Annotated in this window: 16 protein-coding genes and 2 tRNA genes; 12 read left to right on the top strand and 6 right to left on the bottom strand. The window is 70.5% G+C overall.

Annotation, left to right across the window (positions count from 1 at the left end; translation table 11 throughout):
* The first annotated feature begins 11 nt into the window (after positions 1–11).
* The 7 genes from recF (at position 12) to B079_RS0120130 (ending at position 8,387) form a co-directional block, all read left to right on the top strand.
* Positions 12–1,133 carry a DNA replication/repair protein RecF gene (gene recF, locus B079_RS0120100; RefSeq protein ID WP_018547632.1) on the top strand — a complete coding sequence of 374 codons (1,122 nt, stop codon included), beginning with the start codon at positions 12–14 and terminating at the stop codon, positions 1,131–1,133.
* Positions 1,134–1,146: 13 nt separating this feature from the next.
* Positions 1,147–1,689 (top strand): DUF721 domain-containing protein, encoded by a 543-nt coding sequence (locus tag B079_RS0120105; RefSeq protein WP_018547633.1) that lies wholly within the window; start codon positions 1,147–1,149, stop codon positions 1,687–1,689.
* A gap of 371 nt (positions 1,690–2,060) precedes the next feature.
* Positions 2,061–4,133, top strand: coding sequence for a DNA topoisomerase (ATP-hydrolyzing) subunit B (gene gyrB, locus B079_RS0120110; RefSeq protein WP_018547634.1), 2,073 nt, complete (start codon positions 2,061–2,063; stop codon positions 4,131–4,133).
* Positions 4,134–4,175: 42 nt separating this feature from the next.
* Positions 4,176–6,797, top strand: coding sequence for a DNA gyrase subunit A (gyrA, locus tag B079_RS0120115; RefSeq protein WP_018547635.1), 2,622 nt, complete (start codon positions 4,176–4,178; stop codon positions 6,795–6,797).
* 15 nt (positions 6,798–6,812) lie between these two features.
* Positions 6,813–7,619, top strand: a complete 807-nt coding sequence (locus B079_RS0120120) for a DUF3566 domain-containing protein (protein ID WP_018547636.1) — start codon at positions 6,813–6,815, stop codon at positions 7,617–7,619.
* Positions 7,620–7,707: 88 nt separating this feature from the next.
* Positions 7,708–7,781, top strand: a tRNA-Ile gene (locus B079_RS0120125).
* Positions 7,782–7,889: 108 nt separating this feature from the next.
* Positions 7,890–8,387: a hypothetical protein gene (locus B079_RS0120130; RefSeq protein ID WP_158685023.1), complete on the top strand. Its 498-nt coding sequence runs from the start codon at positions 7,890–7,892 to the stop codon at positions 8,385–8,387.
* A gap of 554 nt (positions 8,388–8,941) precedes the next feature.
* Here the strand turns inward: B079_RS0120130 and B079_RS0120135 are convergent.
* Complete coding sequence (locus B079_RS0120135; protein WP_026248877.1) at positions 8,942–13,147, bottom strand: hypothetical protein; 4,206 nt, start codon at positions 13,145–13,147, stop codon at positions 8,942–8,944.
* Positions 13,148–13,682: 535 nt separating this feature from the next.
* On the opposite strand from B079_RS0120135, the gene B079_RS0120140 reads away from it, so the two are divergent.
* Positions 13,683–13,871: a ferredoxin gene (locus B079_RS0120140; RefSeq protein WP_018547639.1), complete on the top strand. Its 189-nt coding sequence runs from the start codon at positions 13,683–13,685 to the stop codon at positions 13,869–13,871.
* A 128-nt stretch (positions 13,872–13,999) separates the two neighbouring features.
* On the opposite strand, the gene B079_RS0120145 is transcribed toward B079_RS0120140, so the two are convergent.
* Positions 14,000–14,383 (bottom strand): DUF6344 domain-containing protein, encoded by a 384-nt coding sequence (locus B079_RS0120145; protein ID WP_018547640.1) that lies wholly within the window; start codon positions 14,381–14,383, stop codon positions 14,000–14,002.
* A gap of 371 nt (positions 14,384–14,754) precedes the next feature.
* On the opposite strand from B079_RS0120145, the gene B079_RS35940 reads away from it, so the two are divergent.
* Both B079_RS35940 and B079_RS0120155 read left to right on the top strand, forming a co-directional pair.
* On the top strand, positions 14,755–14,883 hold the full coding sequence (locus B079_RS35940; RefSeq protein WP_003999697.1) for a DLW-39 family protein: 129 nt from the start codon (positions 14,755–14,757) through the stop codon (positions 14,881–14,883).
* 248 nt (positions 14,884–15,131) lie between these two features.
* Entirely contained in the window at positions 15,132–16,523 is a 1,392-nt protein-coding gene (locus tag B079_RS0120155; RefSeq protein WP_158685025.1) for a hypothetical protein, read from the top strand.
* Here B079_RS0120155 and B079_RS0120160 read toward each other — a convergent pair.
* Together B079_RS0120160 and B079_RS0120165 are read right to left on the bottom strand one after the other, a co-directional pair.
* Entirely contained in the window at positions 16,487–17,782 is a 1,296-nt protein-coding gene (locus tag B079_RS0120160) for a serine/threonine-protein kinase (RefSeq protein ID WP_018547642.1), read from the bottom strand. The two genes, B079_RS0120155 and B079_RS0120160, sit on opposite strands and share 37 nt — an antisense overlap.
* A gap of 93 nt (positions 17,783–17,875) precedes the next feature.
* Positions 17,876–18,424 (bottom strand): helix-turn-helix domain-containing protein, encoded by a 549-nt coding sequence (locus B079_RS0120165; protein ID WP_018547643.1) that lies wholly within the window; start codon positions 18,422–18,424, stop codon positions 17,876–17,878.
* A 181-nt stretch (positions 18,425–18,605) separates the two neighbouring features.
* Between B079_RS0120165 and B079_RS0120170 the strand changes: the two genes are divergently transcribed.
* Both B079_RS0120170 and B079_RS0120175 read left to right on the top strand, forming a co-directional pair.
* A tRNA-Ala gene (locus B079_RS0120170) sits at positions 18,606–18,678 on the top strand.
* 332 nt (positions 18,679–19,010) lie between these two features.
* Complete coding sequence (locus tag B079_RS0120175) at positions 19,011–19,856, top strand: AfsR/SARP family transcriptional regulator (protein WP_018547644.1); 846 nt, start codon at positions 19,011–19,013, stop codon at positions 19,854–19,856.
* A gap of 12 nt (positions 19,857–19,868) precedes the next feature.
* On the opposite strand, the gene B079_RS0120180 is transcribed toward B079_RS0120175, so the two are convergent.
* Both B079_RS0120180 and B079_RS32385 read right to left on the bottom strand, forming a co-directional pair.
* Positions 19,869–20,519 (bottom strand): response regulator, encoded by a 651-nt coding sequence (locus B079_RS0120180; RefSeq protein WP_051095211.1) that lies wholly within the window; start codon positions 20,517–20,519, stop codon positions 19,869–19,871.
* A 78-nt stretch (positions 20,520–20,597) separates the two neighbouring features.
* Positions 20,598–21,815 (bottom strand): sensor histidine kinase, encoded by a 1,218-nt coding sequence (locus tag B079_RS32385; RefSeq protein ID WP_158685027.1) that lies wholly within the window; start codon positions 21,813–21,815, stop codon positions 20,598–20,600.
* Between the last annotated feature and the right edge of the window lie 129 nt (positions 21,816–21,944).

The raw sequence follows: 21,944 nt of genomic DNA on the forward strand, positions 1-21,944 counted from the left end.
GGCGAACGACCATGCACGTCACGCATCTTTCGCTGGCCGACTTCCGCTCGTACGCCCGGGCCGAGGTTCCCCTCGACCCGGGCGTCACCGCCTTCGTCGGCCCCAACGGCCAGGGCAAGACCAATCTGGTCGAGGCGGTCGGCTATCTGGCCACCCTGGGCAGCCACCGCGTCTCCTCCGACGCGCCGCTGGTCCGCATGGGCGCCGACCGGGCGGTCGTCCGGGCTCAGGTGCGGCAGGGTGACCGGCAGCAGCTGGTCGAGCTGGAGCTGAACCCGGGCCGCGCCAACCGGGCCCGCATCAACCGGTCCTCGCAGGTCAGACCGAGGGACGTGCTCGGGATCGTGCGGACCGTGCTGTTCGCGCCCGAGGATCTGGCGCTGATCAAGGGTGATCCCGGCGAGCGGCGCCGCTTCCTGGACGAGCTGATCACCGCGCGCTCGCCGCGCATGGCGGGGGTGCGCTCGGACTACGAGCGGGTGCTCAAGCAGCGCAACACCCTGCTGAAGACGGCCGCGCTGGCACGGCGGCACGGCGGTCGCTCCATGGATCTGTCCACGCTCGACGTGTGGGACCAGCACCTCGCGCGCGCGGGTGCCGAGCTGCTGGCCCAGCGCCTGGACCTGATCGGCGCGCTCCAGCCGCTCGCCGACAAGGCGTACGAGCAGCTGGCCCCCGGCGGCGGCCCGCTCGCGCTGGAGTACAAGCCGTCGGCGCCGGGCGAGGCGCACACGCGCGAGGAGCTGTACGAACAGCTGACGACCGCGCTCGGCGAGGCCCGCAAGCAGGAGATCGAGCGCGGGGTGACCCTGGTCGGCCCGCACCGCGACGACCTGGTGCTCAAGCTCGGCCGCCTGCCCGCCAAGGGGTACGCCTCGCACGGCGAGTCCTGGTCGTACGCCCTGGCCCTGCGCCTGGCCTCGTACGACCTGCTGCGCTCGGAGGGCAACGAGCCGGTGCTCGTCCTGGACGACGTCTTCGCGGAGCTGGACGCGCGCCGCCGCGAGCGGCTGGCAGAGCTGGTCGCGCCGGGCGAGCAGGTGCTGGTGACCGCGGCCGTGGACGACGACGTGCCGCACGTCCTGGCCGGCGCGCGCTACGCGGTCTCCGGTGGGACGGTGGAGCGCGTATGAGCACGGAGCGCGGATGAGTACGGAACAGCCCGCCGGGGACGGCGGGAAGCGGGCCCCCGAGCCGACCGGTGTCGACCTCGCGCGCGTGGCGTTGCGCGCGGCGAAGGAGCAGGCACGCGCGCGGGGTGACGAGGCGCGGCAGAAGAAGCAGGCGCGGCGCGGTGGTCTGCGCTCCGGCGCGCGCTCGGACGGGCGCGACCCGATGGCGCTGGGCGCGGCGATCAACCGGCTGATCAACGAGCGAGGCTGGGAGGCCCCGGCGGCGGTGGGCGGTGTGATGAACCGCTGGCCGCAGATCGTCGGGGAGGCGATCGCCCTGCACTGCAAGCCGGAGAAGTTTGACGAGGAGACGCACGAGCTCACGGTCCGCTGTGACTCGACCGTCTGGGCCACGGAGATCCGGATGCGCGCTTCTCAGCTCGTCGCGCGGATCAACGAGGACCTCGGACACGGCTCTATCCGCATGATCAAGGTGCACGGTCCGAGCGGTCCCGCACGCCGTTACGGCCCGCTGAGGGCCCCTGGAAGCCGGGGTCCGGGCGACACCTACGGGTGACGTACCTCACGTCGCGTGGCCTGTGCGGAGCGTGTTCACACCGCTGCGCACCTGCGCTGATCCGGCGCGTACCCCCCTCCGGACAAGGGCTGACGCCCGAAAGCTCTGAGCGCCGCTGTGAGCCCCTTGGGGCCCCCTTCCGTATATCGGGATGCCATCGAGGCCGGTTCAGGGCGGCACATGGGGACTCAGGTGCCCGCAAACCCCCATCACTGTCGGCGCTACCGGTAGACTGGAAGGCGAATCCCGCCCCACTCGTGGGGACCGTCCGGGAAAAGCTGAGCAACGCTGATCCAGGCTTACCAAACGCAACATGCCGCAGCCGCTCCGGCAAGCCTCCCCCAGAGGGGGTTCCCCCGGGAGCCCGGCTCGTGCTGTGCCAGAAAGGGCGCTTCGTGGCCGATTCCGGCAACCCCAACGAGAACATCCCGTCCACCGACGCCGGCGTCAACGGCGAGGCTCCCGCCGCCTCCACCTCGTACGACGCCAGCGCCATCACCGTGCTCGAAGGGCTGGACGCGGTCCGCAAGCGCCCCGGCATGTACATCGGCTCGACCGGTGAGCGCGGTCTGCACCACCTGGTGCAGGAGGTCGTCGACAACTCGGTCGACGAGGCGCTGGCCGGTTACGCGGACACCATCGACGTGACGATCCTGCCCGACGGCGGGGTCCGTGTGGTGGACAACGGCCGAGGCATCCCGGTCGGCATTGTGCCCTCCGAGGGCAAGCCGGCCGTCGAGGTCGTGCTGACCGTGCTGCACGCGGGCGGCAAGTTCGGCGGCGGCGGCTACGCCGTCTCCGGTGGTCTGCACGGCGTGGGCGTGTCCGTCGTGAACGCGCTGTCCACGAAGGTCGCCGTCGAGGTGAAGACGGACGGTTACCGCTGGACGCAGGACTACAAGATGGGCGTCCCCACGGCCCCGCTGCAGCGGAACGAGGCGGTGGAGGAGACCGGCACGTCGGTCACCTTCTGGGCGGACCCGGAGATCTTCGAGACCACGGAGTACTCCTTCGAGACGCTGTCGCGGCGTTTCCAGGAGATGGCGTTCCTCAACAAGGGCCTGACGATCAGGCTCACCGACGAGCGCGCGGTGGCCAAGGCGACCAGCGGTGCCGACGAGGCGGGTGCGGACGAGAAGGACGAGGTCAAGTCCGTCACGTACCACTACGAGGGCGGCATCGTCGACTACGTGAAGTACCTCAACTCCCGCAAGGGAGAGGTGGTGCACCCCACGATCATCGACCTGGAGGCCGAGGACAAGGACAAGAGCCTGTCCCTCGAGGTCGCCATGCAGTGGAACAGCGGTTACAGCGAGGGCGTCTACTCCTTCGCGAACATCATCCACACGCATGAGGGCGGTACGCACGAGGAGGGCTTCCGCGCCGCGCTGACGTCCCTGATCAACAAGTACGCGCGCGACAAGAAGCTCCTTCGCGAGAAGGACGACAACCTCACCGGTGACGACATCCGCGAGGGCCTGACCGCGATCATCTCGGTCAAGCTGAGCGAGCCGCAGTTCGAGGGCCAGACGAAGACCAAGCTGGGCAACACGGAGGCCAAGACCTTCGTGCAGAAGGCGGTCTACGAGCACCTGAACGACTGGCTGGACCGCAACCCGGTCGAGGCCGCGGACATCATCCGCAAGGGCATCCAGGCGGCCACCGCGCGTGTCGCGGCCCGCAAGGCGCGTGACCTCACCCGGCGCAAGGGCCTGCTGGAGTCGGCGTCCCTGCCGGGCAAGCTGTCGGACTGCCAGTCTAACGACCCGGCCAAGTGCGAGATCTTCATCGTCGAGGGTGACTCCGCCGGTGGTTCGGCCAAGTCCGGCCGCAACCCGGAGTTCCAGGCGATCCTGCCGATCCGCGGCAAGATCCTCAACGTCGAGAAGGCCAGGATCGACAAGATCCTGCAGAACCAGGAGATCCAGGCGCTGATCTCCGCCTTCGGCACCGGTGTGCACGAGGACTTCGACATCGACAAGCTCCGCTATCACAAGATCATCCTGATGGCGGACGCCGACGTCGACGGCCAGCACATCAACACCCTGCTGCTGACCTTCCTGTTCCGCTTCATGCGGCCGCTGGTCGAGGCCGGGTTCGTGTACCTGTCGCGTCCCCCGCTGTACAAGATCAAGTGGGGCCGGGACGACATCGAGTACGCGTACTCCGACCGTGAGCGCGACGCGCTGATCGAGATGGGCCGCCAGCGGGGCAAGCGCATCCGCGAGGACTCCATCCAGCGCTTCAAGGGTCTCGGCGAGATGAACGCCGAGGAGCTGCGCGTGACCACCATGGACCCCGAGCACCGCGTCCTCGGCCAGGTCACCCTCGACGACGCCGCCCAGGCCGACGACCTGTTCTCGGTGCTGATGGGCGAGGACGTCGAGGCCCGGCGCCAGTTCATCCAGCGCAATGCCAAGGACGTCCGCTTCCTCGACATCTGAGTCGGTCTCCGCTGACCGCACCAGGAAGGATCTTCACCAGCAATGGCCGACGAGACCCCGAACTTCACCCCTGAGCCAGTGACGCCCGAGACCGAGGCCACTCCGGCGACGATGCGCATCGAGCCGGTCGGACTCGACGCGGAGATGCAGCGCTCGTACCTGGACTACGCGATGTCCGTCATCGTGTCCCGGGCGCTGCCCGACGTCCGGGACGGCCTCAAGCCGGTCCACCGCCGCGTGCTCTACGCCATGTACGACGGCGGCTACCGCCCCGAGCGCGGCTTCTACAAGTGCGCCCGCGTCGTCGGCGACGTCATGGGTAACTACCACCCCCACGGCGACAGCTCGATCTACGACGCCCTGGTCCGGCTCGCCCAGCCCTGGGCGATGCGGATGCCGCTCGTGGACTCCAACGGCAACTTCGGCTCCCCGGGCAACGACCCGGCCGCCGCCATGCGCTACACCGAGTGCAAGCTGGCGCCGCTGTCCATGGAGATGGTCCGCGACATCGACGAGGACACCGTCGACTTCACGGACAACTACGACGGCCGCTCCCAGGAGCCGACCGTCCTGCCCGCCCGCTTCCCGAACCTGCTGATCAACGGCTCGGCCGGTATCGCGGTCGGCATGGCGACCAACATCCCGCCGCACAACCTGCGCGAGGTCGCCGCCGGTGCCCAGTGGCACCTGGAGAACCCGGACGCCTCGCAGGAGGAGCTGCTCGACGCCCTGATCGAGCGGATCAAGGGGCCGGACTTCCCGACCGGCGCGCTGGTCGTGGGCCGCAAGGGCATCGAGGAGGCGTACCGCACCGGTCGCGGCTCCATCACGATGCGCGCGGTGGTCGAGGTCGAGGAGATCCAGGGCCGCCAGTGCCTGGTCGTCACCGAGCTGCCGTACCAGGTGAACCCGGACAACCTCGCGCAGAAGATCGCCGACCTGGTGAAGGACGGCAAGATCGGCGGCATCGCCGACGTGCGCGACGAGACCTCCTCGCGCACCGGTCAGCGCCTGGTGATCGTCCTCAAGCGGGACGCGGTCGCCAAGGTCGTGCTGAACAACCTGTACAAGCACACCGACCTGCAGACCAACTTCGGCGCCAACATGCTGGCGCTGGTCGACGGGGTGCCGCGCACGCTGTCCCTGGACGCGTTCATCCGCCACTGGGTGACGCACCAGATCGAGGTCATCGTCCGCCGGACGCGGTTCCGGCTGCGCAAGGCCGAGGAGCGCGCGCACATCCTGCGCGGTCTGCTGAAGGCCCTGGACGCCATCGACGAGGTCATCGCGCTCATCCGGGCCAGCGACACCGTCGAGATCGCCCGCCACGGCCTGATGGAGCTCCTGGAGATCGACGAGATCCAGGCCAACGCCATCCTCGAGATGCAGCTGCGCCGTCTGGCCGCCCTGGAGCGCCAGAAGATCGTCCAGGAGCACGAGGAGCTCCAGGTGAAGATCAACGAGTACAACGCGATCCTCGCCTCCGAGTCCCTCCAGCGCCGGATCATCCACGACGAGCTGGCCGCGATCGTCGACAAGTTCGGTGACGACCGCCGCAGCACGCTGATCCCCTACGACGGCGACATGTCCATCGAGGACCTGATCGCCGAAGAGGACATCGTCGTCACGGTCACGCGTGGTGGTTACATCAAGCGGACCAAGACCGACGACTACCGGGCGCAGAAGCGCGGCGGCAAGGGCGTGCGGGGCGCGAAGCTCAAGGAAGACGACATCGTCGACCACTTCTTCGTCTCCACCACGCACCACTGGCTGCTGTTCTTCACCAACAAGGGCCGGGTCTACCGCGCGAAGGCGTACGAGCTGCCGGACGCCGGCCGGGACGCGCGTGGTCAGCACGTGGCGAACCTGCTGGCCTTCCAGCCGGACGAGGCGATCGCCGAGATCCTGGCGATCCGCGACTACGAGGCGGCGCCGTACCTGGTCCTGGCCACCAAGGCGGGCCTCGTGAAGAAGACCCCGCTGAAGGACTACGACTCGCCGCGCTCCGGCGGTGTCATCGCCATCAACCTGCGCGCGCAGGAGAACGGCGCGGACGACGAGCTGATCGGCGCCGAGCTGGTCTCGGCGGACGACGACCTGCTCCTCGTCAGCCGGAAGGCGCAGTCCATCAGGTTCACCGCGTCGGACGAGACACTGCGTCCGATGGGCCGTGCCACCTCGGGTGTGAAGGGCATGAGCTTCCGCGAGGGCGACGAACTGCTCTCGATGAATGTCGTGCGAACCGGTACGTTCGTGTTCACCGCGACGGACGGTGGATATGCCAAGCGCACGGCCGTCGACGAGTACCGCGTCCAGGGACGTGGCGGTCTGGGCATCAAGGCTGCCAAGATCGTCGAGGACCGTGGATCGCTCGTCGGCGCGCTGATCGTCGAGGAGACCGACGAGATCCTTGCCATCACCCTGTCCGGCGGTGTGATTCGCACGCGAGTCAGCGGAGTCAGGGAGACGGGCCGTGACACCATGGGCGTCCAACTGATCAACCTGGGCAAGCGCGATGCCGTGGTCGGCATCGCACGTAACGCCGAGGCGGGTCGCGAGGCGGAGGAGGTCGACGGCGAGGATGTCGTCGTCGACGAGACCGAGACCGTGGTCGTGATCGAAGCCGAGGAGACGGACGAGGGTGAGGCGCCCTCGGCCGAGTAGCGCGAGGAGTGAGACGTGAGCGGAGCCACGGGCGCCGGATCGGCCGGTACCTCCACGGGTACGGAGACGGACGGCGGCGGCCGTGGCTCCGCCGCGAACGCCGGGAACACCGCGGGTCGGACCGCGGGCAAGAAGGGGAAGACGGGTTCGGGGAGCGCTCCGGCCGACCCGCCCACGACGAACCTCAAGCCGGTCCCGGCGTCCGAGGCGGACGACGCCGCATCCCAGGGGGACACTGTGACGGACACGCGCGGTGGGCAGTCCAAGCCCGAGGCCACGGCCGGTGCTTCCACGGGCGGTGCTTCCGAGGCCAGGTCCGCGGGCTCGCCGCTCCCCGGTGAGCGCGGCCCCGAGCGGCCCGCCGGGCCCTACCACCCGCCGCAGGCCTACCCCGCGCAGCCCCCCGCCGACGCGATGCGCGTCGCCCGCACGGGTGCGCGTACGGCGCCCCGCACCCGCAAGGCGCGGCTGCGGGTGGCCAAGGCCGACCCGTGGTCGGTGATGAAGGTCAGCTTCCTGCTCTCCATCGCGCTGGGCATCTGCACGATCGTCGCCTCGGCGGTGCTGTGGATGGTCATGGACGCGATGGGCGTGTTCTCCACGGTGGGCGGCACGATCTCCGAGGCGACCGGGTCCAGCGAGGCGAATGGTTTCGACCTGCAGTCGTACCTCTCGCTGCCGCACGTCCTGATGTTCGCGACGATCATCTCGGTGATCGACGTCGTCCTCGCGACGGCGCTCGCCACCCTCGCCGCCTTCATCTACAACCTCTCCGCGGGCTTCGTGGGCGGCGTCGAGCTGACCCTCGCCGAGGACGAGTGACCGTCCCCCGACAACCGATTTTGGGACTGCCCCGGTCGTGCGCTAATCTTCAGGAGTCAGCGCGCGGGACATACACCGCAGGCGCGGCGGGGCTATAGCTCAGTTGGTTAGAGCGCATCCCTGATAAGGATGAGGCCACAGGTTCAAATCCTGTTAGCCCCACATCTGCGAAGACCCCCGGTCCATTTGGGCCGGGGGTCTTCGGCGTTCCACCGGAAGATCGTCACTATGATCCGGGCAGATGGCCCACCGGGGCCTTCGGGGGAGGTCGTGGTGCTGGGCAGTGGTGACCGGCGTCGGTGGGTGGCGGCGTGGCATGTGCCGTTGAATGTCGCGGCCATGCATGTGAGCGGCGTGCTGCTGTTGATCGGGATGCATCTGCTGCCGGTCGTGTCGACGCAGACCTACGGCCAGGAGATCGCGCTGATGATCTGGGTGCTGATGCTTCATGTGGGCGTCCAGATTCCCGCCGGGCTTCTCGCCTCCCGCTGGGCGGCTCAAGGGCAGGTGCTCGGGGCGGGGCTGGCCGCGTGGGGAGGGGCCACGGGGGCGCTCGGGGCGTGGTGGCTGGTCCTCGGGCGGGGTGCGTCGGCGTGGGGCTTCTGGTGGCAGAGCTGGGGGTGCCTCTGCGTCTCCCTGAGCGTCTATGTCTGGCTCTGCACCCTGCGCCGTTCCACGTTCAGGCGGTTCACCGGCTGGGTCGTGTGGCATGTCGAAACCGTCGTCATCTGGGCCCTGTTGCGTCCATCGCGGCGTGGTCCGCGGTGACTGGTGGTGGCGGTCAGGAGTTCGCCGAGAGAGTCGGGCCAACTCCCGTCGGTCGGGGCGGAAGTCGTGTAGCGCGGAGGCGCCGGAACGGCCCTGGCCGTACTGGAGAGGGCTAGGAAGGCGCGCAGCGCGGTCGGCAGAGTAAGAGCGTCGCGTCCCAGCGTCGGGGTCATCACCGCGTTGGCGGCGCCCGTGACGCACGCCGCAGGGCCGCCCGCGCGGTGTCGGCCGGGCTCGTGGCGACCAGGAGGCGACCCCGGTCTGGGGCAGGTCTGCCGCCCAGGTTGCCGGTGAGGATGACGCCACGGCGGGAGAACCGGTCCGCGACGACGCCTCCGGTCAGCAGTTGGCCGGTGGGATGACCCGGCTCGCGCAGGGTTCAACGGCCGGGCCGGTCGAGCTGCTTCGGTGGGACGCAAAGACCCGACCGCTGACGACGGGGGATGCGTCAGCGGTCGGGCTATGGCCAAGGGTACAAGGTCGGAGAGGGTGGAGCGAGCCAGGGGGGCGAACAACACGCTTGAAGATGGGGGGAGTTGGCTGATCCTGGGGGGTCAGTCCCGGCACGGCGGGTCGTAGGAGAGGCGGGGAAGGTACTCGTGCCACTTGGCCGGGGTGAGGACGCCCTCGGTGAGGGCGCAGATGTGCCGGATCGCGGCGTCGGCGTCCAGGCTCCACAGCCGGACCGTGTCGGCGCCGCTGGACACCCCGAGGATGTGGCGGCCGGGGCTGAAGGACAGGAAGTTGCCCGTCTTGGCGTACGGGCTCATGGACTGGCCGATGGGCGCCGCTGCGGCCGGGTCGGTGACGTCCCACAGCCGGACCGTGTTGTCGTCTCCCCCGCTGGCCAGGGTCTGCCCGTCCGCGCTGAAGGTGAGGGAGGTGACCGCCTCGGTGTGACCGGTGAGGGTCCGGCCGATGGGCGCCGCCGAGGCCGGGTCGGTGACGTTCCAGAGCCGGACCGTGTCGTCGTCGCCGCCCGAGGCGAGCGTGTGCCCGTCGGGGCTGTACGCCAGGGCGTTGACCGGGCCCGCGTGGCCCGTGAGGGGGCGGCCGAGAAGCGTCGGACGGGCCGGACGGGTCACGTTCCACAGCCGGATCGTGCCGTCCGCGCTGCCGCTGGCCAGGGTGTGCCCGTGCGGGGCGAACTCCAGGCCGTTGATGTACCCCCGGTGGCCGGAGAGCGGCTTGCCGAGCGGGGCCGGGTGCGCCGGGTCGGCCACGTCCCACAGGCGCAGCCGGTGCTCGTCGTAGGCCGTGGCCAGGACGCGGCTGTTGGGGCTGAAGGCCAGCGCGTCCGAGCCCATGAACCGGGTCCGCAGCCGCAGCGGGCGCCCGGCGGCGACCGGGTGAGCCGGGTCGGCGACGTTCCACAACCGCACCGAGCCGGTGCCGGTCAGCACGGCGAGGGTGCGGCCGTCGGGGGAGTACGTCAGCGAGCGCTCGCCCCCGTCGGCGGGCATGAACGGCGCGGACAGCGGCACCGGCCGTCCGGGCGCCGTCACCTTCCACAGCCGGATGCGGCCGTCCCGCGCGGCCGTGGCGAGCACCTTGCCGTCCGGCCGGAACGCCCCCACCCGGCCGATCATGTCCGAGACCGGGACCGACCACAGCCGGACCTTGCCGTCGCCGCTGCCGGTGGCGAGCGTACGGCCATCGGGGCTGAACCCGAGGGCGTACATCTCGCCGCTGCCGCCCGCCAGCGGCTCCCCCACCTGGGAGGGCGCCGCCGGATTGCCGACGTTCCACAGGCTGGCGGTGCTGTCCGCGCTGGCGGCGGCGAGCCGGCCACCGTCCGGGCTGAAGGCCACCGACCAGATCGGCCCGGTGTGGCCGGTCAGCGGGCCGCCCAGCGAGGTGGGACGTTCCGGGTCGGTGACGTTCCACAGCCGGATCGTGTCGTCCGCACTGCCGCTGGCCAGCGTGTGCCCGTCGGGGCTGAAGGCGACCGAGTGCACCAGGTCCGTGTGCCCGCTGAGCACCCGGCGCATCGCCCGGGGCCGCCGGGGATCGGCCACGTCCCACAGGCGGACCTTGTCGTCGTCGCCGCCCGAGGCGAGCGTGTGGCCGTCGGGACTGAACGCGATGGAGCGGACGGCCGCGGTGGAGCCGCGCAGCGCACCGAGCGCCTTCGGGCGGTGCGGGTCGGCCACGTTCCACAGCCGTACGGTGCGGTCCTCGCCCGCGCTGGCCAGGGTGCGACCGTCGGGGCTGAACGCGACCAGATAGATCGTGCCCTTGTGGCCGGTGAGGGGAGCGCCGAGCGAGGTCGGATGCTTCCGGTCGCTCATGTCCCACAGCCGGACCGTGCCGTCGTCGCCCGCGCTCGCGAGGGTGCGCCCGTCCGGGCTGAACACCGCGCTGCTCACCCAGCCGGTGTGGCCGGTCAGCGGCTTGCCCAGCGGTGCCGGATGCTTCCGGTCGCTGACGTCCCACAGGCGGACGGTGCGGTCGTAGCTCGCGGTGGCCAGGGTGTGGCCGTCCGGGCTGAAGGTGGTGAGGTAGACGGCGCCGGTGTGGCCGGACAGCGGGGTGGCGAGCGGGGCGTTCACGATGGAGATCAGCCTGCTGTAGGCGCCGTCGTCGTCCGGGCGGAGCCGGTGCGCCACCAGGTCCAGGCGCGCGGCCAGCGAGGGGTCGGTGTGCTGCACCCGGTCCGCCTCGGCCAGCACCTGCTCGAACACCGCGTCGTCCCGCTGCCGCGAGGCGATCACCGCCGAGCCCGCCGCGACCACGGCCAGCGCCACCAGCGCGGCCACCGCGGCCCGGCTGATCAGCACCGTGCGCCTGCGCAGCCGTACCGAGGCGGCCAGGAACTCCTTCGCACCGCGCGTCAGATACGTGTCCCCCGCCGACTCGGCCCAGTCGCGGGCCTGCTCCAGCCGGGAACCCCGGTACAGCAGCGAGCTGTCCCGGTTCGAGGACTCCCAGGACCGGCCGTCCTCCTCCAGCCGCTGGCGCAGCAGATGCTCGGTGCGGTTGTTGTCGATCCAGTGCCGCAGCCGGGGCCAGGCGTGCAGCAGCGCCTCGTGGGTGATCTCGACGGTGTCCGCGTCCAGGGTGACCAGCCGGGCGCGCACCAGCGCCTCCAGCGACTCCTCGGTCTTGCCCGGGTCGGTGGACTCCTCGGCCAGCTGGCGCCGGGTGCCGCGCCTGCGCGTGGCGTGGGTGTCCTCGCCCAGCCGGACCAGGCGCAGCAGGAGCAGCCGGGCGGCGCTGCGGGCGGCCGGGTCGAGACCGGACCAGGCACGCTCGGCGGTGGCCGCGACCGCGCCCTGGATGCCACCGGCCGCGCGGTATCCGGCGAGGGTCAGCCGGCCGCCCTTGCGGCGCTGCCAGGTGGCCAGCAGGGCGTGCGACAGCAGGGGCAGCACGCCCGCGTCGTGAGCCCCGCGCGGACCGTCGGAGGTCACCTCACGCACGATCAGCTCGGTCAGCCCTGCCTCCAGTTCCAGCCCCACCGCCCGGGCGGGACCGGTCACCGCCTCGCGCAGCTCGGCGGTGGTCAGCGGGCCGAGCACCATGTGCCGGTGCTGGAGGGCGTCGGCCAGTTCCGGATAGCCGAGGCACTCCTCGTAGAAATCGGCGCGTATGCCGAGGACGGCCAGGACCGGGGCGCTCGCGCCGGGCGAGTCCGGGTCGGGGGTGCAGGCGGCGTGCAGGAAGCGCAGGAAGACGCGACGCTCGGCCTCGTCCGGGCAGAGGGTGAAGATCTCCTCGAACTGGTCGACGATCAGGACGGGACGGGGGTGCCGCTCGGCGCGTGGGGCAGGGAGGGGGACGGTTGTTTCACGTGAAACACCACCTGGGGTTTCACGTGAAACAGCGGAGGCACCGGTGTCACGTGAAGCGGCGGAGGTGCCGCTCCCGGTTTCACGTGAAACCGGGGAAGCACCGGCCTCCGTTTCACGTGAAACAACGGGTCCGCTGTCCGTCGCACCCCGCGCCCATGCCCCCACGGCCTCCCGCACCGCCCGCGCCAGCCGAGGTGTGTCCGCGCCGGGTGCCGACGGATCGCGTGCCGCCTTCCGCTCGGCCGCACACGCTTCGGCGGTCAGCGGTCCGAGGGTCGGTATGAGACGGGCCAGTTCGCCGAGCGGATCGGCGCCGGGGACCAGTTGGAGCACCGGATCGCCGCCGTCGCCCAGGGCGCCGTCCCGTACGGCCGGTACGAGACCGGCGTTGAGCAGGGAGGACTTTCCGGCACCCGAGGCGCCGACCAGCATGACCAGGCCGCCCGACCGCTCGGTGGCGCGGAGCTGGCCGACCAGGGCGTCCGTGCCGCGCTCGCGGCCGAAGAACCACTGCGCGTCCTCCCGCCGGTAGGGCGCGAGCCCCCGGTACGGACAGACACTGCCGGGCACGGGCGGCGCCTGGGACGGCGGCTGCCCGTTCTCCTCCCCCGCCCGCGGCTGCGGCTTCTCGCCCACCGGATCGGCCAGCGCGGTCTCCCACAGCCGCTGCCACTGGGCCACGTCGTACAACCCGCCGGAGACCGGAGTGGGCCGCGCGCGCCGGGCCTCGGGGATCAGGATCTGCAGGACGGCGGCGAGAGCGGTGAACTGGGCCGGGACGTTCCTGGCCCGCCGCCAGTCGCTGATCCGCTGCGCGGAGACCCGCACCGGGCGCCCGCGTTCGTCCACGCGCTGGAGCCGTACGACGGCCTCGGACACGCTCTTGAGGGGCGGATTCCCTGCTTCCCGGTAGAGCAGAGCGAGGCGCTCGGCGAAGGCTGTGCGTGCCCCTGAGTCGGAACCCAAGGTCCCACCCCTTACTTCCCCCGCTTCTGGACATCCGGACCGGAAAACTCACCCTATACGGCTGACCTGCGCGAAAGCCCGGCTCCGGGGGGACGGGATCTCCTCTGCGGGGACGCCGGATGGCAGGATCACGACGTGGTAGCGGAGCTGTCACGCACCGTTTGGACAGGCCAAGGGCCCGGCCGCCGGGACAGCCGCCCAGGGCGTCGAAAGTTCTCGGTCAACTTCGCCGGGACGCGCCGATAGGCCCGCGTCGCCCGGCTCAGGCTCAGGGCGGCGTCCGTCTCCGCTCCGTACGACCTCGTGCCGGGCACACCGATGCGGCGCGGGGCTCCCGGACCCCGCTCGGTTCGGTACCGGTCCCCACGAGGGGAGGGACCGGTGCCGGACGAGCGGTGGCGTGCGGTCGTCCGCGTTCGCCCCGTCTCCGGTTCAGGCGGGCGCCGAGGGGGCAGGGTCGTGCTGGGCGCGGGGGCAGCCCGCGCGGGAGCCGGTTCCCGTGACCCGGGCCCGCCGCCCGAGAAGGGGAGGACACATGAAGGTCTCCGTGGACCGGGACGCGTGCTACGGCTCGTCCGACTGCGCGTTCCGGGTGCCGGCGGTGTTCGACTTCGTGGACGGGTACGGCGTGGTCCGGCCCGGCCGGGAGGACGCCGGGGACGATCCCGCGGTGCGGGAGGCGGCCGAGAAATGTCCGTCCCGGGCTGTGGTGATAGAGGAGTAGCCGTCGGAAGGCCGACGGTGATGCAGCGCTGACCCCCGGCCGGGTCGGCCAGGGGTTCGCATCGACGGTCGCGTACGCAAGTCGCCGGGTGTCGAGACGTCAGCGGGTCTGTGTGCCGGGAGGACTCCTCAGCAGTCGAGCTGCTGGGTGTGCCGGTCGCTGCTTTCCGTCTGCTCCGGGGCGTACAGCCGGTGCGGGATCTTCGTGGCGGTGTCGAGGGCGGTGCGGGAGCGGTTCCGGGAGTGGGGGGACTTCCCGTGGGCCTCGGCCCGGATGCGCTGTTTCATCGTGGGGGGCAGGGACCTCGCGTGGGGCCAGATCCTGTGCTGTGCCGCCGTGGTGGCCGCTGGAGCCGTGTGGTGCTCGGTGCTCCGGCTCGGGCTCTCGGTCGGGCTGCCGGTCCGGGCGGCGGCCGTCGGGGCGGTCGCGGTGACGAGGCCGAGCGCGGTGCACAGCGCCAGGAAGGCGGTGACGAAGGCGGTCCACAGCTTCATGACCTTGGTGCGGGCCATGTTCCCCTCACTTTCGGGTTGGGCGATTTGCGTACTTTCCTCATGATGTGTATGAGCGTCCCGATGTGGTGGACCTCGCGCCGTGGCGCGGCGATGTTCAGATGAACACCACCCGGATGGCTGCAAGAGCCCGGAAAACCCCGCAAAACCAGGTGATGAGGATGAAGTGGGAGAAAACTGACCGTGCGCGTGGGTGCGAGCACCCTCGTGATCACCCTCCGGACGAGGCCCCTTCCGCTCGGCTATCGCGGGCGGAGAAGCGGGAGTTGAGGCGGACGGCAGGCCCCGACGCAGGTCACCGATCGATATCGGCCGGTGTGTATAGTCGGGCGCCAGAGGTCCCCAACGCCAACGAAAGACGAGGTCGCGCGGTGAAGAAGCTGCTCCTGGTCGCACTGGCCGCCATCGGCGGTCTCCTCGTGTACCGCCAGATCCAGGCGGATCGCGCCGAGCAGGATCTGTGGACGGAGGCAACCGACTCCGTGCCCACGGGTTCCTGACCCCGGCACCATGATCTGAACCGAACCCCGGCCGCCCCGAGCGACCGGGGTTCCGCGTTGTCCGGGCCCGTTCCGGCCCCGGTTCCGGTTGCCGGGCTCCGCGGGCTGGTGTACGCCGGGGGTACGTGCAGGGGGACGGCCCGGACCTTTCGGACGGCCGCGCGGAATGCGCGGATGGAGCAAGGGCCCCCGGTGCAGGATGGGCCCCAGGCGTGGTGCGGACGATGGGGGAGGGACCGGGGGTGTCCATGCGGGGGCGAGGACGCGCGGAGCGGGGACGACTGAGGCCCGTCACCGCACGAGGACGACGGCCGTACGCCGCACCGGACCCCAGAACCCGGCGCCACCGCCTCCACCGCACCGCCGCCCTCGTCGCGGCGAGCCTCCTGTGCGCCCTGTCGGCCACCCGGGCCGGGACCGCCGAAGCCGCACCGGCCGCACCCCAGCCCTACGCCTTCGCCCCCGGCGCCGAATCCGTGTCCGGCGAACCGGGCACCTCCACCGCGCGCCCGCTCAAGGCAGGCCACGTCTACCGCAGCGCCCTCCCCGCCCACGGCAAGCTCTACTACCGCCTCGACCTCGCCGCGAAGGACACGGCCTACGTCCCCGTCACCGCCGTACCCCCGACAGGCACCCCCGTCGCCTCCACCGACGGCATCCGCGTCTCGCTCCGCGACCTCGACGGCAACGCCTGCTCCTACGCCTCCGCCACCATCGGCGGCGCCCTGAGCCCGCGGCCCGTGACCGCGCTCGCCCAGCGCGACAGCGGCCGGACGCTGTGCGGGGGCGCGGGGGCGTACTACCTGCTCGTCGAGCGCGTGGACGGCGGGGACTCCGGGTCCGGCCGGACCTGGGACCTGGAGATCGCGCCCGTCACGGAGGCCCGCCGGGCCACGACAGGCCCCACCACCCCACCCGCCACCTGGGACTCCGCCACACCCCGGCCGCCGGTCGGCACCGCGCGCACCCGGGCCGGGGGTGCCGGATTCGCCACCGCTCGCCTGCTGGGCGAGGGCATCTGGCGCACCCGTGCCGCCCCCGGCGCGACCCTCTTCTACGCGGTGCCCGTCGACTGGGGCCAGCAGCTGCACGCCACCGCCGAACTGGGCGCCGCCCCGAACGGCAACGGCTATGTCGGCGGTGCCCTGGACCTCACCCTGCACAACCCCGCGCGCGGTCGCGTGGAGAACACCTCCCTCGGCTTCACCGGCACCCCGCACACGGCCGTCCTGCCGCCGGTGCCCCCGGTGGAGTACGCCAACCGTTACGCGGTCCCCGACGACGAGAACACCGTGCGCTTCGCCGGCCGGTACTACCTGGTCGTCCACGTCAGCTCGCGCCTGGCGGACAGCTTCGGCTCAGGTTCCTTCGAGGTGACGCTGACCGTGCGCCTCGACGGGCATCCGCACGACGGACCCCGGTACGCCGGGAAGTCCGTGCCGGACGACCTCTTCACCGTCAGCTCCCAGGACCGGCAGGACGCGGTCACCGGCGAGAGCGGCGACGACGGCACCACGATGCGAGTCCTCGCGGCCGGGGGCATCGGCACGGGCACCGCGCTGCTGCTCGGCCTGGGCGCCTGGACCCTGGTGGCCCGGCGCGCTCAGACCCGTACCAGCGCCCAGAAGCCGACGGCGTAGCAGGCCAGGGCGAGCAGTACGACGGGAACGGCCACTCGAGCCGGGGGGCCCGGACGGCGCCGCTGGTGGCGCGACGGAGCGCGGTGACCCTGTGCGGTGTACGGGGCGGTCGGGGGTTCAGCGGGCGGAGCGGCGGTCGGCGCCTCGGCAAGGGGAGCGGGGGGTTCGGACGCCGTCCGAGGCGCGGGGGTGCCGGATGCTTCCCGGGGCGCGGGGGGAGGCAGGTGGAAGCTTCCGGTGTCGGACATGGCGGGGTGGGCGGCGCGGGGGTCGGGCACCGGGGCCAGGGGCGTGTCGGGACGTACGGCGTCGGTGCGTACGGCATGAGCGCGTACGGCGTCCGGGGGCGCAGCGTCGGGCCGTATCCCGGACGCCCGCTTCGCCGGGCCCTCCGGTCCGAACCCGTCCGGCAGTGGCCCGAGTTGGTCGAAGACCTCGACCGGTTCGTCGTCGGGACCGGGCGCGGGCAGGAGTTCCACGGCCGAGGCGAGCGCCTTGCGCACCCCCGTCGCCGAACGGAACCTGGCCCCCGGATCCGGCTGGAGCAGACCCGCGATGACCTGCCACAACGGCTCGGGGATGCGCGCGGGCGCGCTCGGCGTGCCGTGCTCCATGAAGTACCGCACGATCGCCTTGGCGTCCGGCTTGGCCCCCTCCAGCAGGTAGAGGGCGACGAGCCCCACCGCGAACAGGTCGGCCGGGAAGTCCGGGTCGCCGCCCAGCATCTGCTCGGGCGCCAGATAGCCGGGGGTGCCCACCACGAGGTCGGTCTCCGTCAGCCGGGGTTCGCCCAGGCGCATCGCGATGCCGAAGTCGGAGAGGCGCAGCCGGGGGCGCCCGGTGCCGGTGGCCTCCAGCAGGATGTTGGCGGGCTTCACATCCCGGTGCACCACGCCCTCGGCGTGGACGGCGGCGAGGCCGGACAGGAGCTGGTCGAGCAGCTCGCAGACGAAGCGGGGCGGCAGCGGGCCATAGTCGTTGACCAGGTGCACCAGTGAGCCCCCGGCGACGAGGTCCATGGTGAACAGCACCTGGTCGTCGTCGGCGGCCCAGCTCGCCGGGGCCAGGACGTGCGGGTGATCGATGCGCAGAGCCTGCTCGCGGACGAAGCGCAGCAGGGCGTGGGCGTCGCGCTGCTGGAGCACCTTCGCGGCCACCCAACGCCGCCGCCGGTGGTCCCACGCGCGCCATACGGCGCCCACACCGCCGCGCCCGATCGGGTCGGCCAGCTCGTACCGGCCGCCGAAGACCTCACCCATGCGTGCGGCTCCTCCCCCTGCTCCGGTGCTCCCTGTGCCGGTGTGCCGTGCGGTCCGCGTCCCGCCCCCACCGGGACGCGCGCCGTACGGCGGTCAGCTCTGGTGGGACTGGTAGTGCGCGACCGCCTCGGAGGTGCGGCCCGCGCCGTAGACCCGGAGGAACTCTGCCAGCTCGGGGTGGGCCGGCGCGATGCTTTCGGCGGCCTCGATGATGTCGCCCGCGGCGGCCACGGAGCGCAGCAGCGACTGGATCTCGCGGACGACGCGCTTGACGGTCGGCGCGCCCGAACTGTTCGTCGACTGCGCGGTGTTGCTGAGCACGGAGCCGCCCTGGGACTTCTTGATCTCGTCCATCCGCTCGGTCGCCTCGGCCGCGCTGACGCTGCCGTCCGCCACCTGTGCGGCCAGTTCCTGCAGGAGCTGCACCCGCTGGACCACCGCGGGATTGCCGATCTTCGCGCGCTGGCCGCTCATGAGCTGCGACAGCATCGGAGCGGACAGGCCCAGAACCGCCGCCAGCCGGGCCTGGTTGAGCCCCAGATCCTCGATGAGCTTACGGAAGAGCGCCCCCAGTGGCTCCCCGTACCAGTTCCGCTGCAGCTCCCGCGCTCTCGCGGTCGCTTCCTGCTGTGCGGCGTCCATTGCGTCTCCCCATCGCTTCCCCATTGAACCGCGGTTCGCTCACGCGAACCTCGTCGAGCATCCTACGGAGCGTGGTCAGACGCGGGGAGCCCCAAAGTTTTTGCCGGATACCGGGGGTGACCCGGTACTCTGGTCTGCGGCGCCCGCCGGGAGACCCTTCTCCGGCCGGACGCTGCCGTACGGGGCCTTAGCTCAGTTGGTAGAGCGCCGTCTTTGCATGGCGGATGTCAGGGGTTCGACTCCCCTAGGCTCCACGTAAACCCCTCTGACCTGCGGAAACGTGGGTCAGAGGGGTTGTTTTCCGTTCTTCGGCGGGTCTGTCTGGGCGGTCCCTGGCCGTGAAGCGCCGGCGACCGGCCGACCCCGGATGATGACGTGCTGGTGACCACTGCGTACCAGCACTTTGATCACCGCATTCCTTGCTGAGCGCGTTCTCGCCGATCGCTCGAGTCCGGCTGGAGTGAATTGGTCATCTCCGACTCCATGAATGTGGCACTGGGTGACACGCTCAAGCCGTGCGATCGTCGATACCGGTACCACCACGATCGCCAGTCCACAGCACGCTGGACAGCTCTGGGGGAGTGTCATGGATGTCGGGATTCTGGGACCGTTGCAAGTTCGTCTGAACGGTCAGTCGATCGTTCCCAGTGCGGGTAAGCCGCGCCAGCTTCTTGCCTTGCTGGCCATACGGGCGGAACGCGTCGTGACCGTACCGACGCTGATGGAAGAGATCTGGGGGGAAGCGATTCCCAAAAGCGCGGCCACCACGCTGCAGACGTACATCCTCCATCTGCGGCGGCAGATGACGACCGCGCTACGGGCCGGACACACCGGTACGGCGCAGGCGCCGGGGCTGAACGCGAAGGACGTGCTCACCACCTGCTTCGGTGGTTACCGTCTGGCGGTCCGCCCGGAGAACAACGACTTGAGGGAGTTCCAGTCGTTCGCGGCGCGTGGCTCGGCCGCCTTGGAGACGGGCGACGCGCAGGCGGCGTCCCTGCTGCTGGAGCGAGCGCTCGGGCTGTGGAGGGGGACGGCGCTGGTGGATGTACCGGTGGGTCGTGTCCTTGCGGTGGAGGTGCTGGGGATGGAGGAACAGCGCACCAGGGCCCTGGAACAGCGCATCGAGGCCGATTTGCTGCTGGGCCGACACGCCTCGCTGCTGGCCGAGCTGCGCATGCTGGTCGCCCGTCACCCGATGAACGAGAACCTGGCTGCCCAGCTGATGACCGCGCTCTACCGTTCCGGCGGCGCATGGCGAGCCCTGGAGGCGTATCAGGAGCTGCGCGGAACGCTCATCGAGGAACTGGGGGTCGAGCCCTCGCCCCGGCTTCAGCGGTTGCACAGGGCCATTCTCGCCGGCGAACCGGAGCTCGAGCTGACCGCTGAACCGGGGCAGGCGGGCCGGCAGTTGCTGAGGATAGGAGGCTGAGACATGAGAGTCTCAGATCAGCCAGCCTGATTCGTGGGCTATGCGAACCGCGTCAACCCGATTTCGGGCGTTGAGTTTGGTCACGATCGATGTCAGGTAGTTCCGGACGGTGCCGGAGGACAGATGGAGCTCGGCGGCGATCTCGGGAGCTTCGTCGCCCTGTGCCGTGAGTCTCAGCACTTCCATCTCCCGTTCGGTGAGGGGGCTCTCGGCACTGTCCCAGGCGGCGAGCGCGAGCTGAGGATCGATGGCGCGATGGCCGGCGGCGATACGGCGCACCGCCTCGGCCAGGTCCTGCGGCGAAGAATCCTTGGGCAGGAAGCCTGCGACCTTCGCGTCCAGGGCCCGCCGCAGTACACCGGGCCGGGAGAGGCTGGTGAGCATGAGTGTCCGGCAGTCGGGCAGTTCCTCGGAGAGGAGCGCCGCGGCTTTGATGCCGTCGATTCCGGGAAGGCCGATATCGATGATGGCCACATCGGGCCGGGTCCGTCGAGCAGCGGACAGGATCTGGTCGCCGCGCTCCACTTCGGCCACGACTGTCAGGTCGTCCTCGAGTCCGAGCAGCGCCACCAATGCTCCTCTGACCATTTCCATGTCTTCAGCCAGCAATATGCGAATCACTGTGTGAGCCCCCGTACTTGACTGTTTGCACAGTATTTTCATCGTGCTCGGTTCAGTTTCTGCTGTGGAACCTCCGTAATCGATTCCAGCGACGAACGGGCACCCGGTGGGCGGACCGGCTCAGAGACTGATGGCCTTTCGAGGACGCTGAAGAAGCGGGACGCGGGCGGTCACCCGGAACCAGTCATCTGCTCCCTTCTCTATGGTGAGGCTGCCGCCGATCCGGGTCAGCCGGTGGGTCAGATTGCCGAGACCACTGCCCCCGGGTTCGCTCAGGGCACCTTGGTGACGATCCGTGCTCGGTCCCGGTTCCGATGTCGGAGCGGGGACGCGCTCCTCGCCGGTGACGCCGTCATTGCCCAGGGTCAGCGTGACGACGCCGTCCTGCTCACGGCACCGAATGGTGCAGTGGTGGACCTGACTGTGCCGAAGTGCGTTGGTGATGCCTTCGCGCACGACAATGGCCAGCACCGCGTCGACGTCTTCGGGGAGCATGTCTGCCTCGATGGTGGTTTCCACCTTCACGCCTGCCGCCTCCAGCATCGATCGCGTGACCGCCACCTCCTGATGCAGTGACATGTTCCGGTAGCCGGTGGCCACCTGACGCACGTCGGCCAGGGACTGGCGGGACAGGGTGAGAATGGAATCGGTCTCGTTGCGGGCGTGGGCAGGCATGTCGGGGACCAGGCGGCGGACGAGTTCGGTCTTGAGTGTGATCGCCGACAGGTTGTACCCCAGTAAATCGTGCAGATCCTGGGCAAATCGAAGGCGCTCGTTGGCCACGGCCAGGCGGGCCAGTTCCTCGCGTTGGGCATGCAGTCGGCTCACCAGTGCGGCGAGGCTGGTGAGGCCGAAGACGACCAATCCGGTGATGAGCGTGGCCTCCAGCGTGTACACACTGTCCAGGAGCGTGTGGCCGGTCACCACCGTGTAGGTGAAGAGTGCGATGCCGATCGCGCCGTAGAGGGGCCATGCCACGCGTGTCGGCAGTAACAGCAGCACGGATCCGGCCAGAAAACCGCTCATGGCCCCCCATGCCGCGTGGAACAGGGTGAGCGGTACGAAACAGAAGAGCGCCTGGATGCCGAGCGTGATGACGCGGTCACGATAGGAGCGCTGTCTGGCGCTCGGCCGTGAGTGCGCCAACTGGAGGCAGGACACCACCAGTAGGGACGTGAATCCCACGAGTGCCTCGGTCGGTGTCCGATCGGCGCTGAGGATGTTCACGGCGGTGACCAGCGAGTAGCCGATCAACGCTGTCAGCAGGACGGTGCGTGCGAGGCGGGGGGCGAGTACGTTCGAGTCCTCGCGACGGAGCAGCCGGGTGGTGTCGTCCAACTCGTCGAACCTCTGCTCACGTGAGTTCATCAAGCGCGCGCCGACTTCTCTGCGTAGGACTGAGAACATACCGGAAGGTATCGCAGCGTTGTTCGGATTAACGGAGACGCGATGCCGGGCCGACCTCGT

It is taken from the genome of Streptomyces sp. LaPpAH-108 (genome assembly GCF_000373625.1).
Lineage (GTDB): Bacteria > Actinomycetota > Actinomycetes > Streptomycetales > Streptomycetaceae > Streptomyces.